The organism is Escherichia sp. WS1368, from assembly GCF_046487485.1.
GTDB lineage: Bacteria > Pseudomonadota > Gammaproteobacteria > Enterobacterales > Enterobacteriaceae > Escherichia > Escherichia coli.
Genome location: NZ_JBJQJI010000010.1, coordinates 109,648 through 121,665, shown reverse-complemented (window position 1 = coordinate 121,665; position 12,018 = coordinate 109,648). Strand labels below are relative to the sequence as shown.

General features: G+C 52.1%; 13 protein-coding genes. 6 read left to right on the top strand and 7 right to left on the bottom strand.

What is annotated here, in order from left to right; all coding sequences use genetic code 11:
* Positions 1-98: 98 nt before the first annotated feature.
* Positions 99-1,193 carry a murein hydrolase activator NlpD gene (nlpD, locus tag ACJHYD_RS17285; RefSeq protein ID WP_306174120.1) on the top strand — a complete coding sequence of 365 codons (1,095 nt, stop codon included), beginning with the start codon at positions 99-101 and terminating at the stop codon, positions 1,191-1,193.
* 62 nt (positions 1,194-1,255) lie between these two features.
* Positions 1,256-2,248, top strand: a complete 993-nt coding sequence (gene rpoS / locus ACJHYD_RS17280; RefSeq protein WP_000081550.1) for an RNA polymerase sigma factor RpoS — start codon at positions 1,256-1,258, stop codon at positions 2,246-2,248.
* A gap of 120 nt (positions 2,249-2,368) precedes the next feature.
* Here rpoS and ACJHYD_RS17275 read toward each other — a convergent pair whose 3' ends face one another.
* Complete coding sequence (locus tag ACJHYD_RS17275; protein ID WP_001208066.1) at positions 2,369-2,776, bottom strand: MarR family winged helix-turn-helix transcriptional regulator; 408 nt, start codon at positions 2,774-2,776, stop codon at positions 2,369-2,371.
* Between the two features lie 146 nt (positions 2,777-2,922).
* Here ACJHYD_RS17275 and ACJHYD_RS17270 point away from each other — a divergent pair, with 146 nt between their 5' ends.
* The 3 genes from ACJHYD_RS17270 to ACJHYD_RS17260 are packed head-to-tail and all read left to right on the top strand — an operon-like array spanning position 2,923 to position 5,190.
* Positions 2,923-3,516 (top strand): non-oxidative hydroxyarylic acid decarboxylases subunit B, encoded by a 594-nt coding sequence (locus ACJHYD_RS17270; protein ID WP_001237173.1) that lies wholly within the window; start codon positions 2,923-2,925, stop codon positions 3,514-3,516.
* The gene (locus ACJHYD_RS17265) at positions 3,516-4,943 is read left to right on the top strand and encodes a non-oxidative hydroxyarylic acid decarboxylases subunit C (RefSeq protein ID WP_001551547.1); all 1,428 of its coding nucleotides are present in this window, start codon (positions 3,516-3,518) and stop codon (positions 4,941-4,943) included. Before ACJHYD_RS17270 ends, ACJHYD_RS17265 begins: the two co-directional genes overlap by 1 nt.
* A 10-nt stretch (positions 4,944-4,953) precedes the next feature.
* Complete coding sequence (locus tag ACJHYD_RS17260; RefSeq protein ID WP_000562982.1) at positions 4,954-5,190, top strand: non-oxidative hydroxyarylic acid decarboxylases subunit D; 237 nt, start codon at positions 4,954-4,956, stop codon at positions 5,188-5,190.
* A gap of 38 nt (positions 5,191-5,228) precedes the next feature.
* Here ACJHYD_RS17260 and ACJHYD_RS17255 read toward each other — a convergent pair whose 3' ends face one another.
* From ACJHYD_RS17255 to ltnD, 5 genes are all read right to left on the bottom strand, one after another.
* Positions 5,229-6,593: a GntP family transporter gene (locus ACJHYD_RS17255; RefSeq protein WP_000104457.1), complete on the bottom strand. Its 1,365-nt coding sequence runs from the start codon at positions 6,591-6,593 to the stop codon at positions 5,229-5,231.
* 88 nt (positions 6,594-6,681) lie between these two features.
* Positions 6,682-7,458, bottom strand: coding sequence for an HPr family phosphocarrier protein (locus ACJHYD_RS17250; RefSeq protein WP_001136925.1), 777 nt, complete (start codon positions 7,456-7,458; stop codon positions 6,682-6,684).
* Positions 7,459-7,462: 4 nt separating this feature from the next.
* Positions 7,463-8,101 carry an aldolase gene (locus ACJHYD_RS17245; RefSeq protein ID WP_220412351.1) on the bottom strand — a complete coding sequence of 213 codons (639 nt, stop codon included), beginning with the start codon at positions 8,099-8,101 and terminating at the stop codon, positions 7,463-7,465.
* A complete protein-coding gene (gene otnK / locus ACJHYD_RS17240) occupies positions 8,098-9,360 on the bottom strand; it encodes a 3-oxo-tetronate kinase (RefSeq protein WP_001551546.1) in 1,263 nt (420 codons plus the stop codon). The genes ACJHYD_RS17245 and otnK overlap by 4 nt, the downstream gene beginning before the upstream one ends.
* A complete protein-coding gene (gene ltnD / locus ACJHYD_RS17235) occupies positions 9,357-10,265 on the bottom strand; it encodes an L-threonate dehydrogenase (protein ID WP_000847985.1) in 909 nt (302 codons plus the stop codon). The genes otnK and ltnD overlap by 4 nt, the downstream gene beginning before the upstream one ends.
* 195 nt (positions 10,266-10,460) lie before the next feature.
* Between ltnD and ygbI the strand changes: the two genes are divergently transcribed.
* Complete coding sequence (ygbI, locus tag ACJHYD_RS17230) at positions 10,461-11,228, top strand: DNA-binding transcriptional repressor YgbI (RefSeq protein ID WP_001295181.1); 768 nt, start codon at positions 10,461-10,463, stop codon at positions 11,226-11,228.
* Between the two features lie 50 nt (positions 11,229-11,278).
* Here the strand turns inward: ygbI and pphB are convergent, their stop codons facing one another.
* Positions 11,279-11,935: a protein-serine/threonine phosphatase gene (pphB, locus tag ACJHYD_RS17225; protein WP_001141345.1), complete on the bottom strand. Its 657-nt coding sequence runs from the start codon at positions 11,933-11,935 to the stop codon at positions 11,279-11,281.
* Between the last annotated feature and the right edge of the window lie 83 nt (positions 11,936-12,018).

The following is a 12,018-nucleotide window of genomic DNA, read 5'->3' as shown; positions in this document are numbered from 1 at the left end:
CCTTGCACGGTAATTATGTCACTGGTTATTAACCAATTTTTCCTGGGGGATAAATGAGCGCGGGAAGCCCAAAATTCACCGTTCGCCGCATTGCGGCTTTGTCACTGGTTTCGCTATGGCTGGCAGGCTGTTCTGACACTTCAAATCCACCGGCACCGGTCAGCTCCGTTAATGGCAATGCGCCTGCAAATACCAATTCTGGTATGTTGATTACGCCGCCGCCGAAAATGGGAACGACGTCTACAGCGCAGCAACCGCAAATTCAGCCGGTACAGCAGCCACAAATTCAGGCTACTCAACAACCGCAAATCCAGCCAGTACAGCCAGTAGCTCAGCAGCCGGTACAGATGGAAAACGGACGCATCGTCTACAACCGTCAGTATGGGAACATTCCGAAAGGCAGTTATAGCGGCAGTACCTATACCGTGAAAAAAGGCGACACACTTTTCTATATCGCCTGGATTACTGGCAACGATTTCCGTGACCTTGCTCAGCGCAACAATATTCAGGCACCATACGCGCTGAACGTCGGTCAGACCTTACAGGTGGGTAATGCTTCCGGTACGCCAATCACTGGCGGAAATGCCATTACCCAGGCCGATGCAGCAGAGCAAGGAGTTGTGATCAAGCCTGCACAAAATTCCACCGTTGCTGTTGCTTCGCAACCGACAATTACGTATTCTGAGTCTTCGGGTGAACAGAGTGCTAACAAAATGTTGCCGAACAACAAGCCAACTGCGACCACGGTCACAGCGCCTGTAACGGTACCAACAGCAAGCACAACCGAGCCGACTGTCAGCAGTACATCAACCAGTACGCCTATCTCCACCTGGCGCTGGCCGACTGAGGGCAAAGTGATCGAAACCTTTGGCGCTTCTGAGGGGGGCAACAAGGGGATTGATATCGCGGGCAGCAAAGGACAGGCAATTATCGCGACCGCAGATGGCCGCGTTGTTTATGCCGGTAACGCGCTGCGCGGCTACGGTAATCTGATTATCATCAAACATAATGATGATTACCTGAGTGCCTACGCCCATAACGACACAATGCTGGTCCGGGAACAACAAGAAGTGAAGGCGGGGCAAAAAATAGCAACCATGGGTAGCACCGGAACCAGTTCAACACGCTTGCATTTTGAAATTCGTTACAAGGGGAAATCCGTAAACCCGCTGCGTTATTTGCCGCAGCGATAAATCGGCGGAACCAGGCTTTTGCTTGAATGTTCCGTCAAGGGATCACGGGTAGGAGCCACCTTATGAGTCAGAATACGCTGAAAGTTCATGATTTAAATGAAGATGCGGAATTTGATGAGAACGGAGTTGAGGTTTTTGACGAAAAGGCCTTAGTAGAAGAGGAACCCAGTGATAACGATTTGGCCGAAGAGGAACTGTTATCGCAGGGAGCCACACAGCGTGTGTTGGACGCGACTCAGCTTTACCTTGGTGAGATTGGTTATTCACCACTGTTAACGGCCGAAGAAGAAGTTTATTTTGCGCGTCGCGCACTGCGTGGAGATGTTGCCTCCCGCCGCCGGATGATCGAGAGTAACTTGCGTCTGGTGGTAAAAATTGCCCGCCGTTATGGCAATCGTGGTCTGGCGTTGCTGGACCTGATCGAAGAGGGCAACCTGGGGCTGATCCGCGCGGTAGAGAAGTTTGACCCGGAACGTGGTTTCCGCTTCTCAACATACGCAACCTGGTGGATTCGCCAGACGATCGAACGGGCGATTATGAACCAAACCCGTACTATTCGTTTGCCGATTCACATCGTAAAGGAGCTGAACGTTTACCTGCGAACCGCACGCGAGTTGTCCCATAAACTGGACCACGAACCAAGTGCGGAAGAGATCGCAGAGCAACTGGATAAGCCAGTTGATGACGTCAGCCGTATGCTTCGTCTTAACGAGCGCATTACCTCGGTAGACACCCCGCTGGGTGGTGATTCCGAAAAAGCGTTGCTGGACATCCTGGCCGATGAAAAAGAGAACGGTCCGGAAGATACCACGCAAGATGACGATATGAAGCAGAGCATCGTCAAATGGCTGTTCGAGCTGAACGCCAAACAGCGTGAAGTACTGGCACGTCGATTCGGTTTGCTGGGGTACGAAGCGGCAACACTGGAAGATGTAGGTCGTGAAATTGGCCTCACCCGTGAACGTGTTCGCCAGATTCAGGTTGAAGGCCTGCGCCGTTTGCGCGAAATCCTGCAAACGCAGGGGCTGAATATCGAAGCGCTGTTCCGCGAGTAAGTAAGCATCTGTCAGAAAGGCCAGTCTCAAGCGAGGCTGGCCTTTTTTCTTTTGTTTGGGAAGCATGTGTTTTTGTGGGCTGGATAAGCCGCGATAGCGTCGCATCCGGCAATTTGCACCCTATGTGTTCATCATCTTGCGCACCAACTGCATAAACAGCTCCTGCTCTTCTGCACTCAAACGCCCCAAAAATTCCTCATCCACGCTGTCACCAATGGGGATCGCCGCAGCAAGTACCTTTTCTCCTTCGGCAGTCAGCCAGACAAAGCGTCGCCGCTTGTCAGCGGCGTCATGTTCACGTCTGACTAAGCCACGATTTTCCATTCTTGCCAACATTTCTGCCAGCGTTGCTTTGGTGCTGACTGCTGCTTCTATCAGTGCCACCTGTTCGATACCAGGCTTATCAGCAATGGCGCGCATCACCGCGTACTGTGGTTTGGTGAGGTCAGGTAACTCGTGCTGCCAGCGAGCCGTGTGCTGCTGAAAAAGCTGTCGTAACTGATGGAACGCTTTATTTCGTAACGCCATGTAAACTCCGGGCAAACTATCTGCCGCTATCATAGCGGTTTTTCAGTGACGAAGAAGATGTTGTTACTTTTCAGTGCTTGCCGCGATGAAAACAGAGGCGTATTTTAATAATAACGTTCGTATACGAACAATTAAGAGAATAAACAATGAGACTGATCGTCGGGATGACAGGGGCCACCGGAGCGCCTCTTGGTGTGGCATTACTGCAAGCGCTGCGGGAGATGCCGAATGTCGAGACTCATCTGGTGATGTCGAAGTGGGCGAAAACCACCATTGAACTGGAAACGCCTTACAACGCCCGCGATGTTGCTGCCCTCGCAGACTTCTGCCATAACCCGGCGGATCAGGCCGCAACCATCTCCTCAGGTTCCTTTCGTACCGACGGCATGATCGTTATTCCGTGCAGTATGAAAACGCTCGCCGGTATCCGTGCCGGTTACGCCGATGGCCTGGTAGGGCGCGCGGCGGACGTCGTGCTCAAAGAAGGCCGCAAACTAGTGCTGGTGCCGCGTGAAATGCCGCTTAGCACCATCCATCTCGAAAATATGCTCGCACTTTCACGCATGGGCGTGGCGATGGTGCCGCCGATGCCTGCCTTTTATAACCATCCCGAAACGGTAGATGACATTGTCCACCACGTGGTAGCCCGCGTGCTGGATCAATTTGGCCTCGAACATCCTCACGCCAGGCGCTGGCAAGGATTGCCGCAGGCCCGGAATTTTTCTCAGGAGAATGAATAATGGCATTTGATGATTTACGCAGCTTTTTACAGGCGCTTGATGACCACGGCCAGTTACTGAAAATCAGCGAAGAGGTGAACGCGGAACCGGATCTGGCAGCCGCTGCCAACGCCACCGGACGTATCGGCGATGTTGCACCGGCGCTGTGGTTTGACAATATTCGCGGCTTTATCGATGCCCGCGTGGCAATGAACACCATCGGTTCCTGGCAGAACCACGCGATTTCCCTCGGCCTGCCGCCAAACACCCCGGTTAAAAAACAGATTGATGAGTTTATCCGCCGCTGGGATAACTTCCCCATTGCCCCGGAGCGCCGCGCCAATCCAGCCTGGGCGCAGAACACCGTCGATGGCGACGAGATCAACCTGTTCGATATTCTGCCTCTGTTTCGTTTAAACGACGGTGATGGCGGTTTCTATCTCGACAAAGCGTGCGTGGTTTCCCGCGATCCGCTTGATCCGGATAACTTCGGCAAGCAGAACGTCGGCATCTACCGTATGGAAGTGAAGGGTAAGCGTAAGCTCGGTCTGCAACCGGTGCCGATGCACGATATCGCCCTGCATCTGCATAAAGCGGAAGAACGCGGTGAAGATCTGCCGATTGCCATCACACTCGGTAACGATCCGATCATCACCCTGATGGGGGCCACGCCGCTGAAATATGATCAGTCCGAGTACGAAATGGCAGGCGCGCTGCGTGAAAGCCCGTACCCGATCGCCACCGCCCCGCTGACTGGTTTTGATGTGCCGTGGGGTTCAGAAGTGATCCTCGAAGGGGTCATCGAAAGCCGTAAACGCGAAATCGAAGGGCCGTTTGGTGAGTTTACCGGGCACTACTCCGGCGGGCGTAACATGACCGTGGTGCGTATCGATAAAGTCTCTTATCGCAGCAAACCCATTTTTGAATCGCTCTATCTCGGGATGCCGTGGACGGAAATCGACTACCTGATGGGGCCAGCCACCTGCGTGCCGCTGTATCAGCAACTGAAAGCCGAGTTCCCGGAAGTGCAGGCGGTAAATGCCATGTACACCCACGGCCTGCTGGCGATTATCTCCACCAAAAAACGCTACGGTGGCTTTGCCCGCGCGGTGGGCCTGCGTGCGATGACCACGCCACACGGTCTGGGCTACGTGAAGATGGTGATTATGGTCGATGAAGACGTTGATCCGTTCAACCTGCCGCAGGTGATGTGGGCGCTCTCTTCGAAAGTGAACCCGGCAGGGGATTTGGTGCAGTTGCCGAATATGTCCGTGCTGGAACTCGACCCCGGCTCAAGCCCGGCCGGTATCACCGACAAGCTGATTATCGACGCCACCACGCCTGTCGCCCCGGACAACCGTGGTCACTACAGCCAGCCGGTGGTGGATTTACCGGAAACCAAAGCCTGGGCTGAAAAACTGACCGCTATGCTGGCCGCACGTAAATAAGGAGAACAAGATGATTTGTCCACGTTGTGCTGATGAACAGATTGAAGTGATGGCGAAATCGCCGGTAAAAGATGTCTGGACGGTCTACCAGTGCCAGCATTGCCTCTATACCTGGCGCGATACCGAACCGCTACGCCGCACCAGCCGCGAACATTATCCCGAAGCGTTCCGCATGACACAGAAAGATATTGATGACGCGCCGATGGTGCCGAGCATCCCGCCGCTGCTGGCGGAAGGTAAGCGCTAAATAAAAGGTCCGATGCCCATCGGACCTTTTTATTAAGGTCAAATTACCGCCCATACGCACCAGGTAATTAAGAATCCGGTAAAACCGAGAATGGTCGTTAACACTGTCCAGGTTTTCAGACCGTCTGCTACCGATAACCCCAGATATTTGGTCACAATCCAGAACCCTGAGTCATTAATATGTGACGCGCCAAGCCCACCAAAGCAGGCTGCCAGCGTCACCAATACGCACTGAATCGGATTCAATCCCATCACCGCTTCTGAGAGTAACCCGCCGGTTGTCAGGATTGCTACGGTTGCTGACCCCTGCGATGCACGCAGCGCCAGTGAAATAATAAATGCGGCTGGTAACAGAGGCAGGTCAATCATTTGTAGCATGTTGGCAAGGGCTTTGCCGACGCCCGATTCCACCAGCACTTTGCCAAATACCCCTCCAGCACCAGTAACCAAAATCACTACCGCCGCGGTGGGAAGGGCTGAGCCCATAATGTCGCTGGTGTGTTGTAAGCTCCAGCCGCGACGTAAAGCCAATAACCAGAATGCCAGCACCAGCGCAATCATTAGAGCTACCATTGGTGAGCCGATCAGCTGTAGCGTACCAAGCAGGGGATGCGAAGGCGGCATCAGTGTTGCGGAAACCGTACCCGCCATGATAATCGCGATAGGAATAACAATTAGCGAGGTGACCAGCGCGACGCCCGGTGGATTTATTTTATCGCTTAATTTTGTCGCGCCTTCCTCACTGGCCGGAGCCAGTTGCATCTGTTCCAGTACTTCCACCGACATCGCATATTGGCGCTTATTGATTATTTTCGCTGCAAAGTAGCCAACAATCCCTACGGGAATAGAAATCGCAATACCGATGATGGTTAGCCAGCCGATGTCTGCGTGGAGTAACCCCGCTGCGGCGACAGGGCCTGGATGCGGCGGTACCGCCACATGAACAGTTAGCATGATTCCAGCGACAGGCAGGCCAAATTTGAGTGGCGATATTTTGGCAACCTTGGCAAAACCGTAAATGATTGGCGCAAGAATAATAAAGCCGACATCAAAGAAGACGGGAATACCGAGGAAGAACGCTGCCAGAGTCAGCGCAGCGATAGTTCGTTTGTCACCTAACTTGCGACTGAAATAATTAGCCAGTGACTCTGCACCACCAGAGTGTTCGATCATACGCCCCAGCATAGCGCCCAGACCAATAATAATAGTGACGGAACCAAGCACACCGCCCATCCCGGCGATCATCACTTTACCCACTTCGCCCGCCGGTATACCCGCCGCAAGTGCGACTAACAGGCTGACGAGGAGCAGAGCAACGAATGGTTGTACCTTTGCCTTGATGACCAGCAGCAACAGCATGATTACGCCAGTTAACGCAATGCATAACAATGTAATTGTGGACATGGGAAACCCTGTCTGAAAGTTATAGTTAACCTACCCCATCCGTAGATGGGGGGATGTATGGGTACTTTGTAATTAGGGATTTAACGAATTAGCGCCAGGCGTCAAACCAGCCAAGCCCTTCTTCGGTGAGGCCACGAGGTTTATATTCACAACCGATCCAGCCCTGATATCCCACCTCATCGAACAGGCGGAACAGCCACGGATAGTTGATTTCTCCATCGTCCGGTTCATGTCGATCAGGTAGTCCGGCAATTTGTACGTGCGCATATTTCCCGGCGTAGTCGCGGATTAAATGCGTCAGGTTGCCATCTACTTTTTGCGCATGAAAAGTATCTAGTTGAATAAACACGTTATCTCGTGCAACTTCTTCAACAATAGCCAGTGCCTGATACTGGCTGGAGAAGAGATAATGAGGCTTAACGCCGGGGCTGAGTGCTTCAACTAATATTCGCTTGCCGTGTGGCGCAAAGCGGTCGGCAGCGTAGCGGAGATTATCGATAAATACTGCCCTGTACCGTTCAGCATCTTCGCCAGCGGGCACGACGCCTGCCATCACATGGACTTGTTCACAATTGAGCGCCAATGCATATTCCAGTGCCAGGTCGATGTCTGCGTGTGCTTCGTGCTCACGTCCGGGAAGGGCGGATAATCCCCATTCCCCCGCATTAATATCTCCGGGAGCGGTATTGAACAGCGCCAGTGTCAGATGGTTTTGCTCCAGTTGCTTTTGGATTTGCAGGGTGGAGTAGTCATAGGGAAACAGAAATTCCACAGCATCGAACCCGGCTTTTCGCGCTGCGGCGAAGCGTTCAATAAAAGGCACTTCGGTGAACATCATGGATAAATTAGCTGCAAAACGAGGCATTGCATTAACTCCTTAATTCCGCAATTTCACCTGCGGTCAGATAACGGATCGGGCGGTCACCGAGAATAAAAATCAGCTTTGCCGTTTCCTCCAGCTCTTCCATATTGTTGGCGGCTGCTTGCAGGCTTTCACCGCAAACCACTGGGCCATGATTTGCCAGTAAAAAAGCCTGATTGTCTGCTGCCAGTTCCGCCAGATCCTGTGCGATGCGTTTATCGCCCGGTCGGTAATAAGGCACCAGCGGGACATTTCCCATCCGCATCACCACGTATGGTGTGAACGGACGAATAACGTTGCTGCTGTCCAGCCCTTGCAGGCAGGAAAGCGCCGTCGACCATGTGCTGTGCAAATGCACCACCGCTTTACAGCGCGGATTGTTGCGATACAGCGCCAGATGAAAGAGCACCTCTTTCGAGGGTTTGTCACCACTTAACCATTCGCCATCCGCGGCGACTTTGGAAAGCCGCTGCGGATCGAGATTGCCCAGGCATGAACCTGTCGGTGTCGCCAGTAAATTCCCGTCAGGTAAAAGCAGCGACAGATTGCCAGCCGAACCGGTTGCATAGCCGCGCTGAAAGAATGAACTGGCAATCCGCGTCATCTCCTCTCGCAAAGACTGCTCTACTTTTGCGAAATCGCTCATGATAAAAACTCTCTTTGGGCTCGTGAAAAAAAGGCTTCATCACCGAAGTTGCCAGATTTAAGGGCGAGTGAGACAGGTTTATCCAGTGCGTTTACCCACGGCACGCCGGGAGAAATGGTTGGGCCAATATGAAACCCTTTTATTCCCAGGCTCTGTGTGACTACGCCGGAGGTCTCACCGCCTGCGACAATAAAGCGTGTCACGCCTTCCGCTGCTAACCGCGCCGCTAGTTGAGAAAACAGTGTTTCTACTGCCTGACTGGCTTTTTGTGCACCGTATTGCTGTTGAATTGCTGCCAATGCGTCAGTGCTGGCGGTGGCAAAAACCAGTGGAGCAAGTACACTTTCCTGGCCCAGAACCCACTCTGCCAGTTCGTGTGCATAAGCGGCCAGAGTTTCAATTGAGAGGCAGCGTGCCACATCAACTTCACGGGCTGGTGCAATTTGACGGTAATGTGCTACCTGGCGGTTGGTCATTTGAGAGCATGAACCGGAGAGCACTACGCCGCGCCCAGCGAGCGGATGCCCTGCTTTGCGAGCCTGGTTACCGTTTTCTTGCGCCCACTGCCGGGCAAGGCCAATCGCCAGACCAGAACCGCCCGTTACCAGTGGGGTATCGCGCAAGGCTTCTCCCTGAATTTCCAGATGGTGTTCGGTCAGCGCATCAAGCACCGCGTAGCGGTAGCCCTCTTGCTGTAAGCGAGCCAGCTCTTGACGAACGGCATCCACACCTTGTTCGAAAACATGTGCCGAAACGACGCCGCAGCGCCCTGTGGATTGCGCTTCAACCAGACGGGGAAGATAGCTGTCGGTCATGGGATTTACCGGGTGATGGCGCATCCCGGATTCGGCCAGCAGTTGATTCATTACGAACAAATACCCCTGATAAACCGTACGTCCGTTGACCGGCAGGGCCGGAGAGAAGACCGTAAACGGCGTGTCGAGAGCATCCATTAATGCATCGGTAACCGGGCCGATATTACCTTTCGCCGAACTGTCGAAAGTAGAGCAGTATTTGAAATAGATCTGTTTGCAACCTTGCTGTTGCAACCAGCTCAGTGCCGCCAGCGATTGCTGTGTGGCTTCAACCACCGGACAGGAACGCGTTTTCAGGCTGATCACCAGTGCGTCGATTGCTTCCGGCATTTTACCTGTTGGAACACCGTTAATTTGTACCGTTGGTAGACCGTTTTCCACCAGAAAACTGGCGATATCCGTCGCGCCGGTAAAATCATCGGCGATAACGCCAATCTTGATCATGATTTCGCTCCCGGTAGAGTGATGCCAGAGAAAATCTTGATAACTGCGCTATCGTCTTCTTTCCCGTAACCCGCGTTACTGGCGCTGGTGAACATATTCAATGCTGTTGAGGCCAATGGCAGCGGGAAGTGCAGGGCTTTGGCTGTATCGGCAACCAGACCAAGATCCTTAACAAAAATATCGACGGCTGAATGCGGGGTGTAATCGCCATCCACCACATGACGCATCCGGTTTTCGAACATCCAGGAATTTCCGGCGGCATTGGTCACGACGTCATACATCACATCCAGCGGGATCCCCGCACGGGCTGCAAGTGCCATCGCTTCGGCTCCGGCAGCAATATGTACGCCCGCTAACAACTGGTGAATAATTTTTACGGTCGAACCTAGTCCCGGTTCTGCACCTATGCGATAAACTTTTCCGGCAACGGCTTCCAGCACGGGTGCCAGTCGTTCAAAGGCAATATCGCTACCGGAGGCCATGACAGTCATTTCACCGTTAGCGGCTTTTACTGCACCACCAGAAACTGGCGCATCCAGCATTTCCAGATCGAATCCAGCCAGAGCGGTAGCAATTTCTTGCGCATCAGCACTAGCGATAGTGGAAGAAACCATTACTGCCGTACCGGGTTTCAGATGTTGTGCAACGCCTGTTTCACCAAACAGCACCTGTTTAACCTGGGCCGCATTGACCACCAGCACCAGCAGAGCGTCCAGTTTTTCGGCAAACGTCGCGGCGTTATCAGAAACCCCGCAAGCACCTGCCTCTTTCAACGTAGCGCAGGCATTGCTGTTCAGGTCTGCGCCCCAGGTAGAAAGACCTGCGCGGACACATGACAGTGCTGCTCCCATTCCCATTGACCCTAAGCCAACGATACCGACATGAAACTCAGATCCCGTTTTCATCTGCTCTCCTTGTTAATTTAAGTGATATTTTGTTTGATATTGTGAATATAGGCGCTGGAAGATAACGATATGGTGAGCTGATTCACAAAAATTAACATTGTGTGTTATTTTATGTGAACTAAGCGTTAGTTGCGCCGCGCACGTTTCGCAGGCAAATAGCGTAGAATGTCAGCAGGACAAAGGAAGGAGCAAAAGTTGATACCCGTAGAGCGTCGCCAAATCATCCTTGAGATGGTAGCTGAAAAAGGCATTGTCAGTATTGCTGAACTAACGGACAGAATGAATGTGTCACATATGACCATTCGTCGGGATTTACAAAAACTGGAGCAGCAGGGAGCCGTTGTGCTGGTGTCCGGAGGCGTCCAGTCTCCGGGACGCGTGGCGCATGAACCTTCTCATCAGGTAAAAACTGCGCTGGCAATGACGCAAAAAGCGGCTATTGGCAAGCTGGCGGCAAGTCTTGTTCAGCCGGGAAGTTGTATCTATCTGGATGCGGGAACGACCACGCTAGCGATAGCACAGCATCTGATTCACATGGAGTCACTGACTGTGGTCACAAACGATTTCGTTATTGCGGACTACTTGCTCGACAACAGTAATTGCACAATTATTCACACTGGCGGTGCAGTGTGTCGGGAAAACCGTTCCTGTGTCGGGGAAGCCGCTGCGACCATGCTGCGCAGCCTGATGATTGATCAGGCTTTTATTTCTGCATCGTCATGGAGTGTGCGGGGGATTTCTACGCCAGCGGAAGATAAAGTCACGGTGAAACGGGCGATTGCCAGTGCCAGCCGCCAGCGAGTTTTGGTCTGTGATGCGACGAAATATGGTCAGGTGGCGACATGGCTGGCGTTACCATTAAGCGAGTTTGATCAGATTATTACAGACGACGGTTTGCCGGAGAGTGCCAGTCGCGCGCTGGCGAAGCAGGATCTCTCTTTGCTGGTAGCGAAAAATGAATAATGGCCTGCAATAACACCGGGTTACTCATGCTTCACAGAAGAAGCATGAGACTACTTTATTTTATAAAATGACAGCCGCCCGCTTTTCGGCGATCCGGTATCAATATAAATCTGGTTTGCGAACGTCTGAATGTTATCAAACATCATATGTCCAAATATAAAATAATCAGCGCCGTTTATTTGTTGTAACTCGCCATTAAGCGATTTCTGCACACGATCAACAGGCCAGAGTAGTTCTCTCTCCGCTATTTCTTTGCCAAAGAGATATTCATTCCCCGGATAATCTGCATGTGCGATGACATATTTTATTATGTCGTTAGTGATTTCAATAATATGTGGAAGGCGATGAAATTTCAGCAACAGATTTATTGCTTCTTGTTGTTCCGTCTCATTTAATTCAAAGAACCAGTCGCCGCCGCTGGCAAGCCACATATTTCCATCGCCAGTTTCGAATGCATCAAGCGCCATCGCTTCATGGTTGCCTTTAACCGATGTAAACCAGGGCTGGTTTAACAGGCGTAGTACGTTAAGACTCTCCGGCCCACGATCAATATTATCGCCGACAGAAATAAGTAAGTCGGTTTCAGGGAAAAAAGAGAGTTGATGTAAGCGGGATTGTAATAATTGATAGTCACCATGAATATCACCAACGGCCCATATATAACGATAGTGATGGGCATTAATTTTTTGATAGCGTGTAGATGGCATGGTTTTACCCTGTAAAATAAGATTTCCTATTATACAGGGTGTTTTTATTTGATTCGTCTGTTGTCGTTAATATTCCCGATAGC